Below are 22,687 nucleotides of genomic sequence, written 5' to 3' on the forward strand. Positions count from 1 at the left end.
TTGAGGCCGCGCCAACCCTCCAGGTCGCGCTCAGTCCAGCCTGAGCCCGTCGCCCGTCCGGATCGGCCCGGGCGCCAGCACCCGCGCGTACACCCCCGCGCAGGGCAGCTCGGGCATGCCGTCCAGCGGGACCAGTCGGTTCCGCTCGGCCGGGATGCGCAGGGCCTCCGTACGGCGGGACAGCGGGCCGTGCCGCAGGGTGGGGACGGCGCAGCGCGGCGTGGGCGCCAGGACGCGCAGGCGCAGCGTCGGCCCGATGGCCAACTCCCGCCCCACCCAGGCGTTCTCGACGAAGCCATCGCCCTCGGTGCGGATCACCAGGTTCGGCCGGTAGCGCTCGGCGGCGGAGCCGGTGGCCTCCAGGGTGGACGTGGTGATCAGGTGCAGCGGGGCGAAGTCGAAGAACCCGCCGTCGGGCGCCGCGCGGCCCAACTCACTGACCGTGAAGGACACTTCCGCCGCGATGCCGCGTGCCAGCACCTCCTCCGGCACGGCCCGCTCGACCGTCGCTCCGGGCGGGCGCTCGGCCACCAGCGCGACCTTGCGGCCGAGCGCCTCGGACAGCTCCGCCTCGTCGGCGGCACGCCCGTCCGGGCCGGTGATCGCCACCCCGCCGTCCGCCCCGGTGGACGCCGCGTACCCCAGCAGGCCGGACCAGAGCCGGGGGTGCTTGGCGCTGGCCACCCGCCCGGTCACCAGGTCGAGCAGCGCCCGCTCCCGGTCCCCGGCCAGGCCGCGCCCGGTCACCTCGGCCCCGTCCAGCTCCTCCCCCAGCAGGGACTTCACCGGGTAGCGCCGCAGCCGCTCGACCCTGCCGACGCCCGTACCCGAACCCCCGGCTCTCACTCCCCCTCCTCCGCCCACTCCCGCAGGGCCTGGAAGTGCACCTCCCGCAGCCCGAACCGGGGATCGACCCAGAGCGCCACGGCCGGCCCCGGATGGTTCGCCTCGATCCACTCGATGTCCTGCGGGCCGAGCTCGTCGTCCACCCAGACGAACGGCCGGCCGTCCGCCCAGGCGACCAGGTCCCGGGTCTTCCAGTGCAGCCCGTCCGGGTCCACGCCGAAGACCTCCGTCCAGCGGATGTACGGGAGTTCGGGCAGCCCGAGGGGCGGGGCGATGAAGGTGTTCGCCTCGTCCATCCAGGTGGTCGCCCACACCAACTCGTACGGCAGCGCCAGCAGTTCCGGCCCGTGCGCCGGGTTCAGCCACACCCGCAGCGGCTCCACCTGCTCGCGCGGCCGCGGCGCGTGGCGGGCCACCCACGACTCGGGGAGCATCCGGTGCGTCCGGTAGCCCTCCGGGCAGCGGGTGTCGGGCGCGGCGTAGGGGTTCAGCGGCCCGTCCACGTCCAGCAGGAGCAGCGGCCGCCCGGTCACGCGGCGGCCGCCCAGTCCCGCAGGGTCGCGAAGTCGTCGGCCAGCAGGCCTATTCGGGGGTTGACGTGCAGGGTGAGCGCCGGCCCCGGATGGTTCTCCGCGATCCACTCGGCGTCCCGCGGGCCGAGCTCGTCGTCCAGCCAGACGAACGGGCGGCCGTCCGCCCAGGCGACCACGTCGCGGGTCTTCCAGTGCAGCCCGTCCGGGTCCTCGGCGAACATCTCCGTCCAGCGGATGTACGGCAGTTCGGGCAGGCCGATGTTCGGCCCGATGTGGGTGTTCGCCTCGCTCATCCACCCGGTGGCCCACACCAACTCGTACGGCAGCGCCAGCAGTTCCGGCCCGTGCGCCGGGTTCAGCCACACCCGCAGCGGCTTCACCCGGCCGACCGGGCGCTTCGCGTGCTTCGCGCGCGAAGCGCGCGGCGCCAGCCTGGCCTGCGCAGCCGCCTGACGCTCCTGCTTCGCGACCCACCAGGTGGGCAGCAGGCGGTGGGTGGTGTAGCCGTCCGGCCGCCGCTTCGGCGCGGCGAAGGGGTTGAGTGGTCCGTCCACGTCGAGGAGGAGCAGGGGCTGCTGGGTCATGCCATGAATTCTCGGTCCGGCGGGTGAGGTTGACCAGCGATTTGCGGGTCACGATCGGGGGTCCGCCGCCCGGTCCCGCCCGGCCACCCGGCCCCGCCCGGCCACCCGACCCCACCCGGCCTCGCCGCTCACGGCCGCGTCCACAGGTTGCGGGCGGCCAGCAGCGGGAGCACCCCCTCACCGAACCAGTACGCCTCCTCCAGGTGCGGCATCCCGCTCAGCACGAACTCGTCGACGCCCAGCCCGTGGTACTCGCAGATCAGGTCCGCGACCTCCCGGTGGCTGCCCACCAGCGCCGTCCCGGCGCCGCCGCGCAGCAGGCCGATGCCGGCCCACAGTCCGGGGTACACCTCCAGCCGCTGCGCCGAGCCGCCGTGCAGCGCGAGCATCCGCCGCTGCCCCTCCGACTCGCTCTCGGCGAGCGCCCGTTGGGTCTCCCGCACCCGGCGCGGGTCCATCCCGGCGAGCAGCCGCTCGGTCTCCGCCCAGGCCTGCGCGGCGGTGTCCCGGGTGATCACGTGCAGCCGGATCCCGAACCGTACGGTCCTGCCCCGCTCGGCCGCGAGTCCGCGGATCCAATCGATCTTCTCCCGTACCTGGGCCGGCGGTTCGCCCCAGGTCAGGTAGACGTCCGCGTGCCGCGCCGCGACGTCGCCGGCCGCCGGGGAGGAGCCGCCGAAGTACACCGTCGGCACCGGGTCCGGCAGCCGGTTCAACACCGCCCGCTCGACCCGCAGATGGGGCCCGTGGTGGTCGACCGTCTCGCCCGCCCAGAGCCGCCGGGTGATGTCGAGGAACTCCCCGGTCCGCGCGTACCGGGCGTCCTTGTCCAGGAAGTCCCCGTAGGCGCGCTGTTCGGCGGACTCCCCGCCGGTCACCACGTTGAGCAACAGCCGCCCGCCGGACTGCCGTTGGTAGGTCGCGGCCATCTGGGCCGCCAGCGTCGGGCTGATCTGGCCGGGGCGGAACGCCACCAGGTACTTCAGCCGCTCGGTCACCTGGCTCAGCATCGCCGTGGTCAGCCAGGCGTCCTCGCACCAGGCCCCGGTCGGCGTCAGCACACCCTCGAAGCCCAACTGCTCGGCGCTGCGGGCGATCTGCCCGAGGTACGCGACGCTCGGCGGCCGGTCCGTGCCGGCCGTGCCGGGCGTGGAGCCGTGCCCGCCGCCGACGATCTGCCGGCTGTCGCCGTTGGTGGGGAGGAACCAGTGGAAGGTGAGAGCCATGGACGGACACGCTCCTGCGGTCGGTGCTGCCTGCGGTCGGTGTTACGGAATCCACCGACGGCGACACCCGGCCGCGCACACCCGCACCAGGTCGACGTGCAGTCGACGCACGAGGAGGAGGCCCGGAGCGGTCATGGACCGATTCTCCGGGACTCCTCCACCGCGATCAAGACCTCCCGCCCGGCCCACGGGTGCCCCCGCCCCTCGGACGATCAGCCGGCCCGCGCCGGGAAAGCCCGCAGGCCCCTTCCCCGGCGGGGGGAGGGGCCTGCGGGCTTCGCACACACCAGGGGCGTCGGATCAGACCTGGCCGGCCTTCTCCAGGGCCTCGCAGCAGGTGTTGATCAGGAGGCGGGTGACGACGTAGGGGTCGACGTTGGCGTTCGGGCGACGGTCCTCGATGTAGCCCTTCTGCTCCACCTCGACCTGCCACGGGATGCGCACGGAGGCACCGCGGTTGGAAACGCCGTAGCTGTAGACGTTCCACGGGGCGGTCTCGTGCTTGCCGGTGAGGCGGGACTGGATGTCGTCACCGTACTGGCTGACGTGCTCCAGGACCTTCTCCTGGGAGGCGCCGAGCGACTCGCAGGCGGTGATGATGGCCTCGTAGCCCTCGCGCATCGCCTTGGTGGAGAAGTTGGTGTGGGCACCCGCGCCGTTCCAGTCGCCCCTGGCCGGCTTGGCGTCCAGGGTGGCGTCGATGCCGAACTCCTCGGCGGTGCGGTAGAGCAGGTAGCGGGCGATCCACATGTCGTCCGAGACGGTCAGCGCGTCGACCGGGCCGATCTGGAACTCCCACTGGCCGGGCATGACCTCGGCGTTGATGCCGCAGATGGCCAGGCCGGCGTCGAGGCAGCGGTCGAGGTGCAGCTCGACGATCTCGCGGCCGAAGACCTCCTCGGCACCGACACCGCAGTAGTAGCCGCCCTGCGGGGCCGGGAAGCCACCCTCCGGGAAGCCGAGCGGGCGGGAGCCCTTGAAGAAGGTGTACTCCTGCTCGATGCCGAAGATCGACTCCTGGGAGGCGTACTTCTCGGCGACCTCACGCAGCAGGGAGCGGGTGTTGGACTCGTGCGGGGTGCCGTCCGTCTCCAGGACCTCGCAGAGGACGAGGATGTTGTCGCCACCGCGGATCGGGTCCGGCGTGACCTTCACCGGCTCCAGCACGCGGTCCGAGGCGTGGCCCTCGGCCTGGTTGGTCGAGGAACCGTCGAAGCCCCAGGTGGGGATCTTGTCGGCGTTCGGCAGGACGCGAGTCTTGGAACGGAGCTTCGCGGTCGGCTTGGTGCCGTCGATCCAGATGTACTCGGCCTTGATTGCCACGACGTGTCCCTCGCATTGCTGGGTGGTGGGTGCCCGCGTAGCGTCGCAAGCCGCCGTTTCCCGGTTGTTCCTCTCATGTAACGCGCATGTGAACCAACCGTCCGCGTTGGCACGATCACGATGCGGGAGTGCCGGGGGTGGCACTCCCGCCCCGCAGGGTGACGCGGTCACCGACGGGCGTGCGCGGCCCGGCGGCGCCGGGTGGCCCACAGCGCGGCCGCTCCGCCCGCGACCAGGGCGGCGGCCCCGGCCGCCAGCGGGCCGGTGGCACTGCTGCCGCCGGTGCTGGCCAGCTTCTCCGGCTGCTTCTCCGGCTGCTTCTCCGCATGCGCCGTCTGCCCCGTCCCGGCCGGCGGGACGGCGGCGCGCGAGGTGGTGGTGTCGGCGGCCGGCTGGGCGGGGGGCGGGGTGCTCGGGCCGCCGGTGGCGGACGGGCCGGACGACGGCGCGGCGGGCTTCTCACAGCCGACCGACGCGACGGTGACCTTCCCGGTGACCTTGGCGACGTTCAGGTTGAGCGGGTTCACCTCCACCTGTACCTCCAGGGCCGAGGCGGCGGCGGTGGTCGAGGTGGTGGTCTTCTTGGAGAACTCGACCGAGACGCTGCCGATCAGCGGCACGTCCACCGTGGTGGGCCCGTACAGGCCGACGGTGACGGGCTTGCCGAGCACGGTCAGCTTGGCGGGCGCGACCACGTCCGCGGTCGGCTGCCCGTCGACCGGGCAGGTCGCCTCGGCGCTCATCGCCTCCAGGCCGAGCAGCGCGGTGGCCGGCAGGCCGGGGGCGTGCACGTCGGCGTTGACCAGCTTGACGGAGGCGGTGGCGCCCTTGGCGTCGACGCGGGTGACGGACTTGCCGATGTCGGCCTTGACCAGGGTGACCGGCCCCTGCTGGTCGATGCCGTCCACGTTCGCGGTGAGCACCGAGCCGTCGCGCTGCGCCGGCGACTCGACCTTGTTCAGCGCGATGTTCACCGGGACGTCCACCGCGTTGTTCAACAGCTTGACGTCCAGCGCGAGTTCGGCGGTGACGGCGCGGGCTTTGCCTACCGCGGCCGGGGCGGGCGCGGCCGAAGCGGCACCCGGCGCGGCCGAAGGGGCGGCCTGGACGGGCCCGACGGCGAGCGCCGTGAGCGCCGTGCTCACGACCACGACGGCTGCTGCGGAAACGATTCGGCGAGAAGACATGGCGGTACCCCCACACAGGATGAAACGATGAGCCGCCAGTCTTCTCGAACAATCAGTCACATGAGCAACACGGAACGTCATTTCACCCGTTGGAGTGAGATTGACGTTCCGAGCTGACTCGACTCTGCTAGGGCGTCCCAGGCCCGGCTACGGCAGCCGCCAGTCGACCGGCTGCGCCCCCTGCCGCACCAGCAGCTCGTTCGCCCGGCTGAACGGCCGCGAGCCGAAGAAGCCCCCGCTCGCCGAGTACGGGCTCGGGTGCGCCGACTCGATCGCCGGGATGTCCCCGAGCAACGGCCGCAGGTTACGGGCGTCGCGCCCCCACAGGATCGCCACCAGCGGGCCGCCGCGCGCCGCCAGCGCCCGGATCGCCTGCTCGGTGACCTCCTCCCAGCCCTTGCCCCGGTGGGCGGCGGGCTTGCGCGGCGCGGTGGTCAGCGCGCGGTTGAGCAGCAGCACGCCCTGCCGCGTCCACGGGGTGAGGTCCCCGTTGGACGGCTGCGGCAGGCCGAGGTCGGTGCCGTACTCCTGGAAGATGTTGATCAGGCTCGCCGGGATCGGGCGCACCTCCGGCCCCACCGAGAAGCTGAGCCCCACGGCGTGGCCGGGGGTCGGGTACGGGTCCTGCCCGACGATCAGCACCCGCACGTCGGCGAGGGGCTGCTGGAAGGCCCGCAGCACGTTCGGGCCGGACGGCAGGTAGGTGCGGCCTGCGGCCAGTTCGGCGCGCAGGAAGTCGCCCATCGCGGCGACCCGTCCGGCGACGGGTTCCAGGGCGGTGGCCCAGCCGGGCTCGACGATCTCGTTCAGTGGACGCGGTGCCATGGGCGCCACCCTATCGGCCTACGCCGACAGGGCGTTCAACAGATGATCATGTGACCGAGGGGCGGCCGACAGCCACCGGAAGCCCTGCCCGACCGACCCACCCGAAGCCCCGCCCGACCGGCCACCGGAAGCCCGGTCAGCCGACCGGCCTCCCCCGCAGCACCACCAGACGCGGGTCCGCGAGCACCCGCACGTCCGCCCGCGGGTCCTCCCCGTACACCACGAAGTCCGCCGGCGCGCCCTCCTCCAGCCCCGGCCGCCCCAGCCACTCCCGGGCGCCCCAGCTCGCCGCCGACAGCGCCTCGGCCGGGCTCAGCCCCGCCTTCACCAGCTCCGCCACCTCGTCCGCGACCAGCCCGTGCGCCAGCGAGCCGCCCGCGTCGGTGCCGACGAACACCGGGATGCCGGCGTCGTGGGCCGCGCCCACGGTGTCGTACCGGCGCTCGTGCAGCCGCCGCATGTGCGCCGCCCAGGCCGGGAACTTGCCCTCGCCGCCGGCCGCGAGGTCCGGGAAGGTGGCGATGTTGACCAGGGTCGGCACGATCGCCACCCCGCGCTCGGCGAAGACCGGGATCAGCTCCTCGGTCAGCCCGGTGGCGTGCTCGACGCAGTCGATGCCGGCCGCCAGCAGGTCCGGCAGCGACTCCGCGGAGAAGCAGTGCGCGGTGACCCGCGCGCCCTCCTCGTGCGCCGCCGCGATCGCCTCGGCCAGCGCGTCGCCGGGCCAGCAGGCCGCGAGGTCGCCGCGGTCGCGGTCGATCCAGTCGCCGACCAGTTTCACCCAGCCGTCGCCGCGCCGGGCCTCGGCCCGGACGTACGCGGCCAGGTCGCCGGGCTCGATCTCGTGCGCGTAGTTGCGGATGTAGCGGCGGGTGCGGGCGATGTGCCGGCCGGCCCGGATGATCCGGGGCAGGTCCTCGCGCTCGTCGATCCACCGGGTGTCGGCGGCCGAGCCGGCGTCGCGGATCAGCAGGGTGCCGGCGTCGCGGTCGGTGAGCGCCTGCTTCTCGCTGGTCTCGGCGTCCACCGCGCCGTGCGCGTCCAGGCCGACGTGGCAGTGCGCGTCCACCAGGCCGGGCAGCACCCAGCCGGTCACCGTGCGCACGTCCCCGGCGGTCGGCGGGCGGGTGAAGCTCACCCGGCCGTCCACCACCCAGAGTTCGTCCCGGACGTCCTCGGGACCGACCAGCACCCGACCCCGCACGTGCAGCACCGCGCCATCGCTCATGGCCGCACTCTACCGACGGGCGGGTTCCGTGGAAGCGGCGCGGATGCGGCAGACTCGTTCCGGCACCCACCATCCCGGTCCCGCAGGCGAAAGGTCCAACAGCCGTGAGTCCCTTCCTCGACCTCCCCCCGCTCAGCGCCGCCGAGTTCGCGGCGATCGAGGACAAGGTGGCCGCGCTGCTGCACACCGAGGCCGACGTGATCGTCACCCAGGGCGAGGCGCTCCTCCCCCTGGAGGCCGCGATCCGCGGCGCCGCGCACCCGGGCTCCACCGCGCTCAACATCGTCACCGGCCCGTACGGGCAGACCTTCGGCAACTGGCTGCGCTCCTGCGGCGCGACCGTCGTCGACCTCGCCGTGCCCTTCGACACCGCGGTGAGCGCCGACCAGGTGGCCGAGGCGCTCGACGCCGACCCGACGATCGACTTCGTCTCCCTCGTGCACGCCGAAGCCGCCACCGGCAACACCAACCCGGTGGCCGGGATCGGCGCCGCGGTCCGCGAGCACGGCGCCCTGCTGATGCTCGACGCGGTCGCCTCCGTCGCCGCCGAGCCGCTGCTCACCGACGCGTGGGGCGTCGACCTGTGCGTCATCGGCGGGCAGAAGGCGATGGGCGGCCCGGCCGGGGTCTCCGCCGTCTCGGTGTCCGAGCGGGCCTGGGAGCGGATCGCCGCCAACCCGGCCGCGCCGCGCCGCTCCTACCTGTCGCTGCTGGACTGGAAGGAGCGCTGGACGGACGCCGGCCGCACCGTACTCCCGCACGCCCCGGCCCAGTTGGAGATGCTCGCGCTCGGCGCCTGCCTGGACCGGATCGCCGCCGACGGCCTGCCCGCCGTCATCGCCCGCCACCGCGCCGCCGCGGCCGCCACCCGGGCCGGCGTCCGCGCCCTCGGCACCCTCTCCCCCTTCGTCGCCGAGGACGCCCACGCGGCGCCGGTCGCCACCACCCTGCGCACCCCGGACGGCCTGAACGCGGCGGAGCTCGCCGCCCGTCTCGACCCGGCCCTGCCCGTCCAGCCGGGCGGCGGCGCGCTGGCCGCCACGATGCTCCGGGTCAACCACTACGGCCCGGCGGCCACCCTCGCCACCGTCCGCGCCTGCCTCACCGCCCTCGCCGCGGCGACGGACGCCGACGCCGAGCCCGCCCTCACCGCCGCCGACACCGCCTGGAACGCCACCGCCGTCGCCTGATCGGGTCCCGACCGCGTCGCCCCGGCGAGCCACCACTCGCCGGGGCGACGTTCCGCGCACCGGACATCCCGCCCGATACCGCCCGCCGGGCCGTCCGCATGCAACTCTTCTCCCGTTCGTGGCGTCAAAGTGATGTGGCATCACAACACCCACCCATAACGAACACCGGCACTGCCGACGCCCCCCGCCCGTCCCGCAGCGGGCCGCTCCGGCTGGCCCGCTTCGGCATGGCCTTCCTGAGCGCGAGCGTCGTGTCAGGGGTACTGCTGGCGGGCATCTCCCTACCCCTCGTCGGGGGCGTGGGGCTGACCGCCAAGGGCACGGCCGAGGGCTTCGACGACATCCCCGACGACTTCAAGACGCCGCCGCTGACCCAGGCGACGCTGATCTTCGACGCCAAGGGCGGGCAGATCGCGAAGGTCTACGCGCGGGACCGCACCATCCTCACGGCCGAGCAGATGTCGCCCCTGATGCGGCACGCCCAGGTCGACATCGAGGACGCCCGCTTCTACGAGCACGGCGCCGTCGACCTCAAGGGCATCGCGCGTGCGATCGGCAAGAACGCCGAGAGCGGCACCACCTCGCAGGGCGCCTCGACGCTGACCCAGCAGTACGTGAAGAACGTCAACGTCGAGATCGCCGGGGACGACAAGGACGCCGTCCTGGAGGCCCAGCGCAAGACCCTGGGCCGCAAGATCCAGGAACTCAAGATCGCGATCAAGCTGGACAAGGAGCTGCCCAAGGACCAGATCCTCACCAACTACCTCAACATCACCTACTACGGGAACGGCGCCTACGGCGTGCAGGCCGCCTCCGAGCGCTACTTCGGCAAGAGCAACAAGGACCTGACCGTCGCCGAGGCCGCCACCCTCGCCGGGATCGTGCAGAACCCGTTCCAGTACGACCCGAAGCTGCATCCGGTGGCCGCGCAGAAGCGCCGGGACACCGTCATCGACAAGATGCTGGAGAACAAGCACATCACCGCCGAGCAGGCGCAGGAGGCCAAGGCCTCCCCGCTCGGCCTCGACTACCACGAGCCGCGCAACGGTTGCATCACCGCCCAGGCCGGCATGGGCTTCTTCTGCGACTACGTGAAGCACGTGGTGAAGCAGGACCCGGCTTTCGGAAAGACCGCCGAGGAGCGCACGAAGCTCTGGAACACCGGCGGCCTGAACATCCACACCACGCTGGACCCGGACAAGCAGGCCGCCGCCCAGGGCGCGGTGAGCGGCGACGTGAAGGTCACCGACAGCGTCTCCGCCGCCACCACCATGATCGAGCCCGGCACCGGCAAGATCCTCGCCATGGCCCAGACCCGCCCGTACGGCCTGGTGAAGGAGAAGAACCAGACCACCGTCAACCTCAACGTCGACCTGGCGATGGGCGGCGGCACCGGCTTCCAGCCCGGCTCCACCTTCAAGCCGATCGTCGCGGCCGCGGCCCTGGAGGCGGGCCTGCCGACGACCCAGGAGTACTCGTCCCCGAACAAGCTCGAGTACCCGACCATGAAGACCTGCGAGGGCACCTGGCGCAACGACGGCCGGCCCAAGACGGTGGTGCCCAACGAGTCCCCGAACGAGAAGGGCCCGTACCAGCTGAAGGAGGCCATGGCGCGCTCCATCAACACCTACTTCGTGCAGATGGAGCAGGAGATCGGCCTCTGCGCGGTCAAGCAGATGGTCAACAAGTTCGGCATCACCTCCATGGCCAGCGGCAAGCCCCTCAAGGAGGTGCCCGCGATGGCCCTGGGCGTCGAGGAGATGAGCCCGCTGACCATGGCGAACGTCTACGCGACCTTCGCCGCCGGGGGCACCCACTGCGACCCCGTCGCCATCGACCGGATCACCACGATGGACGGCAAGAACGTGCCCGTCCCGGCCGGCCACTGCGAGAAGGTCATCTCCGACGAGACCTCGAAGGCGATCAACACCATCCTGAACGGCGTGACCGTGGACGGCACCGGCTCCGCGCTCAAGCTGGACGGCAACCGGCAGATCGCCGGAAAGACCGGCACCTCCGACCACAAGAAGGCCGCCTGGTTCAGCGGCTACACCCCCCAACTCGCCGCCGCCGTCTGGCTCGGGGGGCCCGACGGCGGGGTCGAGATGCGCGACATCACCATCAACGGGGAGCACTACGACGAGGTGTTCGGCGCCACCGGCCCCGGGCCGATCTGGCGCGACGCCATGAACCAGGCCCTGCGAGGTGCGCCCAAGCAGAACCTGCCGATGGCCGACATCCCCGACCCGGCCCCCAGGCCCGACCAGAACGCCACCGGAACCGGCTCCGGCACGGGCGCGCCGCCCACCACTCCGGCCGGCCGCCAGCGCTGACCGCTTCGCCGATCCGGTCGGAACATCGAACGGCCCCGGTCGACCGACCGGGGCCGTTCGCGCGCGTACACGAGCCTCAGTGGCCGCCGGCCTCCACCACCTCGACGCCCCGGATGTTCCGCTCGATCTCCTCGGCCGGCAGCGCGACCGCCAGCGCCCAGTAGTAGACGACCAGCGCGAACACCACCACCACGCCGATGTCCCACCACAGCGGCAGGTTCCCCTGCGAGCCCTCGCCGAAGGTGCCCTGCCAGGAGATGATCCCCATCCCGACCAGGTAGACCGGCAGCCACTGCCCGGCCTTGAAGTCCATCCGCGGCGCGTTCGGCACCCCCTTCGAGGCGGCGTACGCGGAGTAACCGCCGAGCAGCACGTACCCGATCACGATCGCCAGGCCCAGGCGCCACAGGGTGTCCCAGCCGGACCAGTAGATGATCAGGCTCGCCACCGCGAAGGCCAGCGGCGAGATGATCGTTCCGCCGGTCAGGTGGTACGACCGCTCCAGCGCGGGCAGCCGCTTGCGCAGCACGCCGAAGGCCAGCGGCGCGCCCGCGTACATCAGCACCACGGCCGAGGTGATGAAGCCGACCAGCCGCTGCCAGCTGGGGAAGGGCAGGAAGCAGAGCACCCCGGCGACCCAGGCGATGACCAGGCCCAGCCAGGGCACCGAGTTGCGGTCGGTGTACTGCAGGGCCTGCGGGGCGTAGCCGTTGCGGCTCAGGCCGTAGGTGACCCGCGAGCTGGAGGTGATGTAGACCAGCCCGGTGCCGGCGGGCGAGATGATCGCGTCGATGAACAGGACGGTGGCCAGCCAGCCGAGCCCGATCAGCGTGGCGAGGCCCGCGAACGGCCCGCTGATGCCGGGGTAGGTCAGCGAGCCCCAGCCGTCGGCGAAGGTCTCCGGCGGCAGGGCGCCGATGAACACCACCTGGAGCATCACGTAGACGACCGTGCCGATCACGACCGAGCCGAGGACGGCCCGGGGGATGTCCCGGCGCGGGTTGCGGCTCTCGCCCGCCCACTGGATGGCCTGTTCGAAGCCGAGCAGGGCGAAGATCACACCGCTGGTGCTGATCGCGGCGAGCACGCCCTTGGCGCCGTCCGGCGCGAAGCCGTGCACGCTGAAGTTGGAGCCGTGGAACTCCGTGATCCCGAGGGCGAAGATGGCCAGGACCGGGACGGCGACCTTCCACACGGTGGCCGCGCTGTTGGTGTGCGCGAGCAGCCGGACGCCGAGGAAGTTGATCGCGACGAACACCCCGAGCAGGACGGCCGCGACCACGAACCCGGCGCCGGTGAGCGTCAGGTTCTTGTTCAGCAGGCCGTCCGCCCAGGACCAGTGCTGGGCGTAGTTGATCATCGCCTGCACCTCGATCGGCGCGATGGTCGCCGCCTGCAGCCAGGTGAACCACCCGAACGACATCCCCGCGAACCCGCCGAACGCGTAGTGCGGGTACCGCGCCGTCCCGCCCGCCACCGGGAACAGCCCGCCCAGCTCGGCGTGGATCAGCGCCAGCAGGATGATCGCCACCGCGCCGATCCCCCACGACAACAGCGCGGCGGGCCCCGCCGCCACCGCCGCCTTCTGCGCCCCGAACAGCCAGCCGGACCCGATGATCGCCCCGACCGAGGCCCACAACAGCCCGATGACACCGACCTCGCGCTTGAGCTCGGTGTGCCCCGAGGCCGCCGGACCCGTGTTCGTATCGGAATGAGCCATGCGCGGCCGCCTCTCACATCAGGGGAAAATCCACCCCGACAGTGCCGCAGCCCCGCCCCCTCCCCCACCCCGAAACACCCGGCACCCCGCCCCCGTCAGCCAGACGGGCGAAGCGCCCCTACCGGCCACGCGCCCCCCGGCTCAGGACGGGACCTCGGCGAGGACGCGGAAGTCGCGGGTGTGCCGGGCGGTGGTGTCGACGCCCAGGTCCGTGCCCAGGACGTACTCGCCGTAGATGCCGACCATGCTGCCGTCGCTCCAGAAGCAGAGCCCGGTCACCGTGCCCTCGTCGCCCCGGACCGCGTCGCAGCGCATCGCGCCGCCGCGCCCGCCGGGGTCGACGTCCGTGTAGTGCGCGCGTACGTCCCCCTTGGGGAACTCCTTCCGCAGCAGGTCGTCCAGGGCCCCGGCCGGGTCGGCGTTGTGCTGCGGCACCGCGCGGATGCTGATCTTCCGGGCCTGGTCGGCGCTGATGTAGCTGGTGCCCACGGCGGTGGCGGGCAGGTCCCCCTTGGCCACCCCGCTGCGGATGAGCTTCACGAAGGCGGAGTCCGGGACGGAGGGGACGCCGTCGAACGCCGGCGGCGGGAGGTACCGCCAGTCCGCCGCGGTCCGAGTCACGGCCTGGGTGGCGGACTGGGTGGCGGGCTGGGTGGCGGGCTGGGTGGCAGCCGGTGCGGCGGCCGGGGTGGCGGCGCCGCCGGTGCAGGAGGCCGCCAGCGCGGCCAGGGCCGTCAGCGCGACGGCCCTCGGGAGTCGATCGTTCACCGGCACATCCGAGCAGGTCTGGACCACCTGGCGCAAGGGTTCCCGGCCACCGCCGCCGGCACAGTTCCCGCAGCGTTCACCTGCGCGGCACGTGGAACTCATCGGGGGCAGGAAGGCTCCAGCGGGAGGGCAAGTTGGCTATACAACTTCAGCCCGAAAAGCCGCCGAGGAGGAGACCACCCATGACCGAGCTGCCGCCGTACTGGCTGCGCGACAACTGCCCGTGCGCCGAGTGCCGGGACCCCCGGAACGGGCAGAAGCTGTTCCAGATCGACGACCTGCCCCAGGACCTGGCGGTCGCGGCGAGCACCGAGGCCGACGGACGGCTGGAGGTGCTCTGGTCGGACGGGCACCGCTCCCGCTACCCGCTCTCCTGGCTGGCGGAGGAAGCCGGAGAGGACGGCCGCACCGAGGAGGGCAAGCGGCTCTGGACGGCCGGGGACTTCGCCCGCGGCATCCCCGAGGCGGAGTGGGAGGCCTACCTCGCCGACCCGGCCGAGCAGGCCGCCGTGCTCGCCGCCGTCCGCCGCAGCGGGTTCGCGGTGCTGCGCGGGGTGCCGGCCGTGGAGGGGCAGGTGCTGCGGGTGGCGGAGAGCTTCGGCTACGTGCGGGTCACCAACTACGGGGAGCTGTTCGACGTCCGGGTCGAGCCGGACCCGAACAACCTCGCCTTCACCAGCGTCGCGATCGCCCCGCACACCGACAACCCGTACCGCGACCCGGTGCCGACCCTGCAGCTGCTGCACTGCCTGGAGAACTCGGCGACCGGCGGGGACTCCGGGCTGGTGGACGGGTTCAAGGCGGCGGCCGTCCTCCGCGCGGAGTCGCCCGCGGACTTCGAGACGCTCACCCGCACGCCCGTCCCCTTCGTCTTCCGCGACCGCCGCACCGAGCTGCGGGCCGACCGTCCGCTGATCGAGGTGGACCCGCTGGGCCGGATCCGCGAGGTGCGGTTCAACAACCGCTCGATCGGCACCCTGCGCGGCAGCGGCGACCGGCTGAGCGCGTTCTACGCCGCCTACCGCCGGTTCGCCGCGATCACCCTGCGTCCCGAGCTGCAGCTCACCTTCCGCCTCGGCCCCGGCGACTGCCTGGTCTTCGACAACACCCGCCTCCTGCACGCCCGTACGGCGTTCCGGCAGGACGGCCACCGGCACCTCCAGGGCTGCTACGCCGACCTGGACTCGCTGTCCTCCACCCTCGCGGTGCTGCACCGCCGCGCGGCCGCGCTGGACGCGATCGCCGGGCTGTTCGCGGGCGAGGGCGCCGGGGAGTACCTGGGCGAGGAGGTGACGATGGCGGAGCACATGCTGCAGGCCGCGGCCGCCGCCGAGGCCGCCGGGGCACCGGACCACCTGGTCGCGGCCGCCCTGCTGCACGACGTCGGACACTTCCAAGGTGCGCTGCACGGAAGGGATCTGATGCAGGGTCAGGACAACCGGCACAGCCACACCGGCGCCGACTGGCTGGCCCGCTGGTTCGGCCCGGAGGTCACCGAGCCGGTCCGGCTGCACGTGGCCGCCAAGCGCTACCTGTGCGCGGTCGAGCCCGACTACCGTGCCCGGCTGTCCGCGGCCTCGGAGTACACGCTGACCGTCCAGGGCGGCCCGATGGGCGAGCGGGAGGCGCGGGAGTTCGCCGAACTCCCGGGCGCGGTCGACGCGCTGGCCGTCCGACGCTGGGACGAGCAGGCGAAGGCGGCCGGCGCCCCCACCCCTGGTTTCGACCACTACCGCCCGCTGCTGCTCTCCCTCATGCGCTGACCCACGGCGAAGGCCCCCGCCCCGAGCCGAAGGGGCGCGCCGGTGCCGAAAGGGAGAAGCGAGGAGGCCCGAGGGACGAGGGCCTTGGAGCGCCGACCGTCGGCACCGGATCCGAGCGCCCCGGAGGCGAGCGGGCGAGTCACAGCCTCAGTCCAGCTCCCGGGCGTGCCGCGAAAGCGCCGAGGTGGCGAGGGAGTTGTGCACGCTGAAGGCCACCGTGCCCGGCAGGTAGCGGTCCTGGGACCACTCCACGGGGGTGCCGGTCGGGTCGGTGGTGCGCCGCCGCTCGCGCAGCAGCGGGCCGCCCCGGCGGCAGCCGAGCAGCCGGGCGTCCTCGGCGTTGGCGGCGACGATGTCGATGGTGTGGTCGGCGTCGGTGAACAGGATGCCGTGCTCGCGCAGCACTTCGGTGTGCGAGACCACGTCCGCCGGCAGCTCGGCGACGATCTCGCCGACCCGCGGCGGGTAGACGGTGCGCTCGACCATCACCGGCGTGCCGGAGAGCGTGCGCAGCCGGACCGTCACGTACACGTCGGCGCCCGGCGCCAGGCGCAGGTGCTCGCGCTCGACGGCGTCGGCCGGGCGGCGCACCAGCGAGTCCAGGATGCCGCCGGGCTCCTCGCCCATCGAGTACGCCCAGTGCGTGAAGCTGAGCAGTTCGGAGAAGCTCTGCACCCGGGCGCCGCCGAGGACGACCCGGCGGGTGCCGCGGCGGGAGGTGACCAGTCCGTCGGAGCGCAGCAGCGCGAGCGCCTGGCGGACGGTGCCGCGGGAGACGCCGTACTGCTCGGCCAGCGCACCCTCGGCGGGCAGCCGGCCGGCCTCGCCGTACGCACCGGTGGTGATGGCCTCGCGCAGGTCGGCGGCCACCTTCCGGTACAGCGCGCCGGAGCCTCGCTCCTCGGTCGCGGCGGGCCGCTGGGGCTCAGTTGCCACGTCAGTCAATGTCCCTCCTGGGGCGGTGTCCTGCGCAGCGGTACGGGCGCGGACAGCCCGACCCTATCCCGCGGCGCATTCGAAGCATCGCATCGAACGGATCACGCTCCGATGGCCGGATTCGACCGTTCCCGCAGCCGACCCCGGTTCTGAGCCGTCCGTTCACCTTCCCGTCACCGGACTCCGGCGTACTTACCCCCGTCAGCGAAGTTGGCTAGTCAACTCGAACGGTTCCGAACGGTTCCGACGCCGGGACGCCCCCCGAACGGCTCCGACGCCCGGACGCCTCCGGACCCGCCACTCGCCAGATCCCCCGATCGAGACGCCCACTCGCAGTTCCCCCTTCTCAGGAGACTGACCCGTGTCCGTGCACCGCGCCCGTACCGCCGCCTTCGCGGCCGTCCTGACCGCCGCCGCGCTCTCCCTCACCGCCTGCGGTTCCGCCGGCTCCTCCGCGAAGTCCGGTGACGCCGCGGGCGGCAAGAACGCCAAGACCGCCACCTCGGCCGCCGACTTCGGCGGCATGGACGCCCTGGTCGCCGCCGCCAAGAAGGAAGGCAAGCTGCACGTCATCACGCTGCCGCGCGACTGGGCGAACTACGGCAAGCTGATGGACGGCTTCAAGGCCAAGTACGGGATCGAGATCGAGGACGAGAACCCGGACGGCTCCAGCCAGGACGAGATCAACGCGGTCACCTCCCGCAAGGGCCAGGACCGCGCCCCCGACGTCGTCGACCTGGGTGCCGCGTTCGCCACCTCCGGCGCCAAGCAGGGCCTGTTCGCCCCGTACAAGGTCGCCGACTTCGCCAAGATCCCGGACACCATGAAGGACGCCGACGGTCTGCGCTACAACGACTACGGCGGCTACATCTCGATCGCCTGCGACGCCAAGAAGGTCTCGGCCTGCCCGAAGACCTTCGCCGACCTGCTGAAGCCCGAGTACAAGGGCATGGTCGCCCTCAACGGCAACCCGACCAAGGCGAACGCCGCGTACAGCGCGGTCATGGCCGCGTCCCTGGCCAACGCCGGTTCGCTGGACAACATCCAGCCCGGCATCGACTTCTTCGGCAAGCTGAAGCAGGCCGGCAACTTCAACCCGGTCGAGGTCACCCCGGCGACCATCGAGAAGGGCGAGACCCCGATCAGCATCGACTGGTCGTACCTGAACGCCGGCTACGCCGAGAAGTTCAAGGACAAGGGCATCGACTGGCAGGTCAGCATCCCGTCCGACGGCATCTACGCCAACTTCTACAACCAGGCCATCAACAAGGACGCGCCGCACCCGGCCGCCGCCCGCCTGTGGGAGGAGTACCTCTACAGCGCGGAGGGCCAGAACGGCTTCCTGGGCGGCTACGCCACCCCGGCCCTGTTCGACGCCATGAAGACCGCCGGCACCCTGGACACGGCCGCCGCCGCCAAGCTGCCGGTCGTCGAGAAGCCCTTCACCACCTTCCCGACCGACGACCAGACCACGGCGGCCAAGAAGGTCGTGACCGAGAACTGGGCCAAGGCGATCTCGGGCTGATCTGACTCATGACTACGGCTCCCACCCCGGTGCCGGCCAGCGCCTCCGCCGCCCAGAGCGGCGGGGGCGCCCCCGGCCCCGCAACCCCCGCCCCCACGGCCTCGGCCCGTACGGCCAAGGCCCCCCGCCCCGGCAGGCGCCGGGCCGGCCGCGGCCACGCCTGGCTCGCCGCCCTCCCCCTGCTGCTGTTCTTCGTGATCGGCTTCGGCCTGCCGGCCGTCGCGATCGCCATCGGCGCGTTCACCACGTCCTCGGACGCGCCCGACGGCGGCGGCACGTTCACCACCGCCAACCTCACCGCCTCCCTCCAGGGCGCCTACTGGACGGCCCTGTGGGGCAGCGTGAAGCTCTCGCTGCTGACCGCGCTGATCGCCACCGTGGTCGGCCTGCCGCTGGCCCAGGCGGTGGCCACCTCCCGGTTCCGGATGTTCCGCGAGGCGGTGATGTCGGCCTCCGGCGTGCTCGCCAACTTCGGCGGCGTGCCGCTCGCCTTCATGTTCGTCGCCACCCTCGGCAACTCCGGTGAGGTCACCAAGAAGCTCGGCCTGACCGCGCACGGCTGGAGCCTCTACACCTTCTCCGGCCTCTCGGTGGTCTACCTCTACTTCCTGGTCCCGCTGATGGTCATCACCATCACCCCGGCCCTGGAGGGCCTGCGGGTCCAGTGGCGCGAGGCCGCCTACAACAACGGCGCCACCTCGCTGCAGTACTGGCGGCACGTCGCGCTGCCGGTCCTGCTGCCCTCGCTGCTCGGCGGCTTCGTGCTGCTGTTCGGCGCCTCCTTCGCCGCGTACGCCACCGCCGAGGCCATGGTGGGCAGTTCGGTGCCGCTGATCTCGATGCAGATCGGCGACGCGCTGTCCGGCAACGTCCTGGTCGGCCAGGGCAACCTCGCCCTCGCCCTCGGCCTCGACATGATCGTCGTCGCCTGCCTGGTGATGGCCGTGTACCTGCCCCTTCAGCGCCGGAGTGCCAAGTGGCTCGCCTGATCGATCGCATCCGTTTCGGCCGCGGCCTGGTCCTGCTGCTCTGCGGCGTCTACTTCGCCGTACCGCTGGCCGCCTCGCTGTACTTCAGCGTCGACGACAACAAGGGCGGCACCACCTTCCGCGCCTACACCGAGCTGCTGAACGCCCCCGGCTTCACCGACAGCCTGGTGCTCAGCCTGGAACTGGCCGGCGTCACCGTCGCGGTGCTGCTGCTCCTGCTCGTCCCCGCGATGCTCGCCGCCCGGCTCGGCGCGCCCCGGCTGCGCCCGGTGATCGAGGTGCTGTGCTCGCTGCCGCTGGTCGTCCCGGTGGTCGCGCTGACCACCGGCATCATCGGCGTGCTGCGCTGGGGCCCGGACTACCTCCAGGACACACCGTTCTTCCAGACCATCGTGGCGATCCAGGACCCGGGCTTCCCGATCGTCCTGATCATCGCGTACGTGCTGATGGCGCTGCCGTTCGCCTACCGGGCGATCGACGCCGGCCTGCGCGGCGTGGACGTCGTCACCCTGGTCGAGGCGGCCCGCAACTGCGGCGCCGGCTGGCTGCGCGCGGTGCTCACCGTCGTCCTGCCGAACCTGCGCAGCGCGCTGCTGAACGCGGCTGTGCTCACCGTCGCCCTGGTGCTCGGCGAGTTCACCACCGCCTCCATCCTCGGCTTCGCCCCCTTCTCGGTGTGGATCAGCTCCAACGGCAAGAGCGACGGCCAGATGTCGGTCGCGGTCTCCATGCTCAGCCTGCTGATCGTCTGGCTCGTCCTGTTGCTGATGTCCGCCGTCGGCCGCGGCCGCAAGGCCGCGCGCTCCTGAGCGCACCGCCCGTACGGTCCTGAACCACCCCCCGCTTTCCAGGAGTCCCCTGCCATGACCACGGCCCCCGCCCCCGTCACCGGAGTCGCGCTCGCCCCCGGCAGCGCCACCGTCGAGTTCCGCTCGCTGCGCCGCTCGTTCGGCGCCACCACCGCCCTCGACGGCCTGGACCTCACCGTCCACCCGGGCGAACTGCTCGCCCTGCTCGGCCCGTCCGGCTGCGGCAAGACCACCGCGCTGCGCATCCTGGCCGGCTTCGAGCAGCACGACTCCGGCGAGGTCCTGGTCGACGGCCGGGACATCACCGCGATCCCGGCGCACAAGCGCGACGCGGGCATGGTGTTCCAGTCGTACAGCCTCTTCCCGCACCTGACCGCGCTGGACAACGTCGCCTTCGGGCTGCGGATGCGCGGCTCCGGCAAGGCCGACCGCCGCAAGCGCGCCCAGGAGCTGCTGGAGCTGGTCGGCCTGCCGCACCGGGCCGAGCACTTCCCGCACCAGATGTCCGGCGGCCAGCAGCAGCGCATCGCGCTCGCGCGCGCGCTCGCCCTGCAGCCGCGGGTGCTGCTGCTGGACGAGCCGCTGTCCGCGCTGGACGCCAAGGTCCGGCTGCAGCTGCGCGAGGAGATCCGGCGCCTGCAGCAGGAGCTGGGCATCACCACCCTGTTCGTCACCCACGACCAGGAGGAGGCGCTGTCCATGGCCGACCGGGTCGCGGTGCTGCGCGCGGGCAGGCTGGAGCAGTGCGCCACGCCGTCCGAGCTGTACGGCCGGCCGGCCACCGCCTTCGTCGCCGAGTTCGTCGGCACCATGAGCCGCATCCCGTGCACCCGCGCCTCGGACGGCGTCGAGGTGCTCGGCCGCCGCCACGCGGTGGACGGCGACATCCCGGCCGACGGCGAACTGCACGTGCTGGTCCGCCCGGAGAACGTCTCCCTCACGCCCGCCGAGAACGGCCCGGCCCTGGTGGTCTCCGCGTCCTTCCTGGGCGCCGTCACCCGGCTCACCGTCCGCCTCGACGACGGCACCGAGGTCAAGGCCGACCTGCCGACCGAGGCCACCGCCGCCCTGCCGGCCGGCTCGCGCGCCGAGCTCACCCTGCCGGAGCGCCCCGTGCTGGTGGACCGCCGCCCGGCCTGAGAGCCTTGCACGTCCCTGCTCCGTCCTTGAGAACCACCGAAGGTACCGCCATGCCTGAATCCGCCCTGCCCGAATCCGCCCTGCCCGGAGCCCCGGGAACCCCCGCCGCCGCCCTGCCCGCCGCCGTCCTCTTCGACATGGACGGCACCCTGGTCGACACCGAGCAGCTGTGGTGGCAGACCGCCGCCGAGATCGCCGAGGAGCTCGGCCACCCGCTCACCGACCAGGACGCCCCCGAGGTGCTCGGCCAGGCCGTCGAGCACACCGCCGCCCACCTGCACCGGGTCAGCGGCACCGCGCTCGGCGAGGCCGAGCTCGCCGCCCGCCTGGGCGAGTCCTTCGCCGGCAAGGTCGCCGCGGAGACGGTGCCGCGCCCCGGCGCGCTCGCCCTGCTGGCCTCGCTGCGGGACGCCCGGGTGCCCACCGCGCTGGTCTCCGCCTCCCCGCGCGAGGTGGTGGACGTGGTGCTGTCCGCGATCGGCCGGGACTGGTTCGCCGTCACCCTGGCCGCCGAGGACACCGTGCGCACCAAGCCCGCCCCCGACCCGTACCTCGCCGCCGCCGAGCGGCTCGGCCTCGACCCGGCGGTCTGCCTCGCCGTCGAGGACACCCCGACCGGGGTCGCCTCCGCCAGCGCGGCCGGCTGCGCCGTGCTCGCCGTGCCCTCCACCCCGACCCCGATGCCGGACGGCGCCCGGATCACCCTGCTCGGCAGCCTGGAGCAGGCCGATCTCGCGCTGCTCGGGAAGCTCACCGCCGCCCCGGCGGTTTGACACCGACATGCCTTACGTCCTGCTCGCCCTCGCCATCCTGAGCGAGGTCTGCGCCACCAGCTGCCTCAAACTCACCGAGGGGTTCACCCGCCTCTGGCCCAGCCTCGGGGTCGGCATCGGCTACGCGCTCTCCTTCTACCTGCTCGGCCGCGCGCTCAAGCACATCCCGGTCTCGGTCGCCTACGCGGTCTGGTCGGGGGCCGGCACCGCGGCGGTCGCCGGGATCGGCGTGGTCGCCTTCGGCGAGTCGCTCGGCCGGCTGCAGTGGCTGGGGCTCGCGCTGGTGATCGTCGGGGTGGTCGTGCTCAACCTCAAGGGCAGCCACTGACGGCCACCTGACCTGTCGTCAGTTCGCGAACCAGCTGCCCAACTCGCCTGCCGGGGCGGGAAGTCGGACCCCCGACTTCCCGCCCCGAGCCGTTCGCTACCGTGTCCCCCATGACGGACCCCCGGCGCCATCACTACCGCTTCGCCCACCGCGAGCTCGCCCGCCAAGTACTGGAGTTCGGCCCCCGCGTGGCCACCCCGACCCCGGACGGCGGCAGCCTGCTGCCCGTCGTCACCCAGATCTGGGACGACCTCGGCCGGACCCTCCCGCCCGAGGAACGCCTGCCCACCCACGGCCTCGACTGCCGCCACCTCTCGGTCGACGGCCACCACATGCTGCTGGTCACCCTGCCCACCCCGGTCGGCGCCACCGAGGCCCACTACGTCGCCGCCGTCCACCCCCGCGGCTCCCGGACCGTCCGCTACGTGACCCTGGAGCACGCCTTCGACCCCCTCGACGGCAGCCCCGGCACCGTCCTCGGCGAGTGGACCTCCGAGAGCCACCTCAACCACGGCCGGGGCCCCTCCCCCGTCGCCGAACTCTTCGTCGCGGCGGTCGTGGACCTCGTCACCCCGAAGAAGCGCGGCTTCTGGCGCCGCTGACGCCACCGCACCCGTCCGGCCGGGGCCGGCGGCGCCGAGGCGGCGTCGACGGCCCGTAA

General features: G+C 72.8%; 21 protein-coding genes. 10 read left to right on the forward strand and 11 right to left on the reverse strand.

The features are described 5' to 3' along the window. Positions 1 to 30: 30 nt before the first annotated feature. The 8 genes from IE332_RS14950 to IE332_RS14985 all read right to left on the reverse strand — a co-directional run bounded on the left by IE332_RS14950 (position 31) and on the right by IE332_RS14985 (position 7,752). Positions 31 to 846: an MOSC domain-containing protein gene (locus tag IE332_RS14950; protein WP_229928610.1), complete on the reverse strand. Its 816-nt coding sequence runs from the start codon at positions 844 to 846 to the stop codon at positions 31 to 33. Continuing rightward, positions 843 to 1,379 carry a hypothetical protein gene (locus IE332_RS14955; protein ID WP_189916334.1) on the reverse strand — a complete coding sequence of 179 codons (537 nt, stop codon included), beginning with the start codon at positions 1,377 to 1,379 and terminating at the stop codon, positions 843 to 845. The genes IE332_RS14950 and IE332_RS14955 overlap by 4 nt, the downstream gene beginning before the upstream one ends. After that, positions 1,376 to 1,963: a hypothetical protein gene (locus tag IE332_RS14960; RefSeq protein WP_189916335.1), complete on the reverse strand. Its 588-nt coding sequence runs from the start codon at positions 1,961 to 1,963 to the stop codon at positions 1,376 to 1,378. The genes IE332_RS14955 and IE332_RS14960 overlap by 4 nt, the downstream gene beginning before the upstream one ends. A 128-nt stretch (positions 1,964 to 2,091) precedes the next feature. Next, a complete protein-coding gene (locus tag IE332_RS14965) occupies positions 2,092 to 3,189 on the reverse strand; it encodes an LLM class flavin-dependent oxidoreductase (protein ID WP_189916336.1) in 1,098 nt (365 codons plus the stop codon). Positions 3,190 to 3,489: 300 nt separating this feature from the next. Continuing rightward, a complete protein-coding gene (glnII, locus tag IE332_RS14970; protein ID WP_189916337.1) occupies positions 3,490 to 4,512 on the reverse strand; it encodes a glutamine synthetase in 1,023 nt (340 codons plus the stop codon). Positions 4,513 to 4,679: 167 nt separating this feature from the next. After that, the gene (locus tag IE332_RS14975) at positions 4,680 to 5,699 is read right to left on the reverse strand and encodes an SCO1860 family LAETG-anchored protein (RefSeq protein ID WP_189916338.1); all 1,020 of its coding nucleotides are present in this window, start codon (positions 5,697 to 5,699) and stop codon (positions 4,680 to 4,682) included. Positions 5,700 to 5,846: 147 nt separating this feature from the next. Then, on the reverse strand, positions 5,847 to 6,524 hold the full coding sequence (locus IE332_RS14980; RefSeq protein ID WP_189916339.1) for a uracil-DNA glycosylase: 678 nt from the start codon (positions 6,522 to 6,524) through the stop codon (positions 5,847 to 5,849). Between the two features lie 136 nt (positions 6,525 to 6,660). Next, positions 6,661 to 7,752: an amidohydrolase family protein gene (locus IE332_RS14985; protein ID WP_189916340.1), complete on the reverse strand. Its 1,092-nt coding sequence runs from the start codon at positions 7,750 to 7,752 to the stop codon at positions 6,661 to 6,663. 104 nt (positions 7,753 to 7,856) lie between these two features. On the opposite strand from IE332_RS14985, the gene IE332_RS14990 reads away from it, so the two are divergent. Both IE332_RS14990 and IE332_RS14995 read left to right on the forward strand, forming a co-directional pair. Further along, the gene (locus IE332_RS14990) at positions 7,857 to 8,942 is read left to right on the forward strand and encodes a pyridoxal-phosphate-dependent aminotransferase family protein (RefSeq protein ID WP_189916341.1); all 1,086 of its coding nucleotides are present in this window, start codon (positions 7,857 to 7,859) and stop codon (positions 8,940 to 8,942) included. A 251-nt stretch (positions 8,943 to 9,193) separates the two neighbouring features. After that, entirely contained in the window at positions 9,194 to 11,275 is a 2,082-nt protein-coding gene (locus IE332_RS14995) for a transglycosylase domain-containing protein (protein ID WP_229928611.1), read from the forward strand. A gap of 76 nt (positions 11,276 to 11,351) precedes the next feature. Here IE332_RS14995 and IE332_RS15000 read toward each other — a convergent pair whose 3' ends face one another. Both IE332_RS15000 and IE332_RS15005 read right to left on the reverse strand, forming a co-directional pair. Further along, a complete protein-coding gene (locus IE332_RS15000; RefSeq protein WP_189916343.1) occupies positions 11,352 to 12,995 on the reverse strand; it encodes an APC family permease in 1,644 nt (547 codons plus the stop codon). 141 nt (positions 12,996 to 13,136) lie between these two features. Next, positions 13,137 to 13,763 carry a hypothetical protein gene (locus IE332_RS15005; protein ID WP_189916344.1) on the reverse strand — a complete coding sequence of 209 codons (627 nt, stop codon included), beginning with the start codon at positions 13,761 to 13,763 and terminating at the stop codon, positions 13,137 to 13,139. A gap of 182 nt (positions 13,764 to 13,945) precedes the next feature. Between IE332_RS15005 and tmpA the strand changes: the two genes are divergently transcribed. Next, positions 13,946 to 15,526 carry a 2-trimethylaminoethylphosphonate dioxygenase gene (gene tmpA, locus IE332_RS15010; protein ID WP_189916345.1) on the forward strand — a complete coding sequence of 527 codons (1,581 nt, stop codon included), beginning with the start codon at positions 13,946 to 13,948 and terminating at the stop codon, positions 15,524 to 15,526. Between the two features lie 147 nt (positions 15,527 to 15,673). Here the strand turns inward: tmpA and IE332_RS15015 are convergent, their stop codons facing one another. Then, positions 15,674 to 16,462: a GntR family transcriptional regulator gene (locus IE332_RS15015; RefSeq protein WP_189916346.1), complete on the reverse strand. Its 789-nt coding sequence runs from the start codon at positions 16,460 to 16,462 to the stop codon at positions 15,674 to 15,676. A 361-nt stretch (positions 16,463 to 16,823) separates the two neighbouring features. On the opposite strand from IE332_RS15015, the gene IE332_RS15020 reads away from it, so the two are divergent. The 7 genes from IE332_RS15020 (at position 16,824) to IE332_RS15050 (ending at position 22,628) form a co-directional block, all read left to right on the forward strand. Further along, positions 16,824 to 17,987 (forward strand): ABC transporter substrate-binding protein, encoded by a 1,164-nt coding sequence (locus tag IE332_RS15020; RefSeq protein ID WP_189916347.1) that lies wholly within the window; start codon positions 16,824 to 16,826, stop codon positions 17,985 to 17,987. A gap of 8 nt (positions 17,988 to 17,995) precedes the next feature. Then, the gene (locus IE332_RS15025) at positions 17,996 to 18,976 is read left to right on the forward strand and encodes an ABC transporter permease (RefSeq protein WP_189916348.1); all 981 of its coding nucleotides are present in this window, start codon (positions 17,996 to 17,998) and stop codon (positions 18,974 to 18,976) included. Beyond that, positions 18,976 to 19,785 (forward strand): ABC transporter permease, encoded by an 810-nt coding sequence (locus IE332_RS15030; RefSeq protein ID WP_373313741.1) that lies wholly within the window; start codon positions 18,976 to 18,978, stop codon positions 19,783 to 19,785. The genes IE332_RS15025 and IE332_RS15030 overlap by 1 nt, the downstream gene beginning before the upstream one ends. A 54-nt stretch (positions 19,786 to 19,839) precedes the next feature. Next, positions 19,840 to 20,925: an ABC transporter ATP-binding protein gene (locus tag IE332_RS15035; RefSeq protein WP_189916350.1), complete on the forward strand. Its 1,086-nt coding sequence runs from the start codon at positions 19,840 to 19,842 to the stop codon at positions 20,923 to 20,925. 50 nt (positions 20,926 to 20,975) lie between these two features. After that, positions 20,976 to 21,698: an HAD family hydrolase gene (locus IE332_RS15040; protein ID WP_189916351.1), complete on the forward strand. Its 723-nt coding sequence runs from the start codon at positions 20,976 to 20,978 to the stop codon at positions 21,696 to 21,698. A 7-nt stretch (positions 21,699 to 21,705) separates the two neighbouring features. Further along, positions 21,706 to 22,026, forward strand: coding sequence for a DMT family transporter (locus tag IE332_RS15045; RefSeq protein WP_189916352.1), 321 nt, complete (start codon positions 21,706 to 21,708; stop codon positions 22,024 to 22,026). A gap of 110 nt (positions 22,027 to 22,136) precedes the next feature. After that, a complete protein-coding gene (locus IE332_RS15050) occupies positions 22,137 to 22,628 on the forward strand; it encodes a hypothetical protein (protein WP_189916353.1) in 492 nt (163 codons plus the stop codon). The last annotated feature ends 59 nt before the right edge of the window (positions 22,629 to 22,687 follow it).

Origin of the sequence: Kitasatospora xanthocidica (assembly GCF_014656195.1) — a bacterium.
GTDB classification, from domain to species: domain Bacteria; phylum Actinomycetota; class Actinomycetes; order Streptomycetales; family Streptomycetaceae; genus Kitasatospora; species Kitasatospora xanthocidica.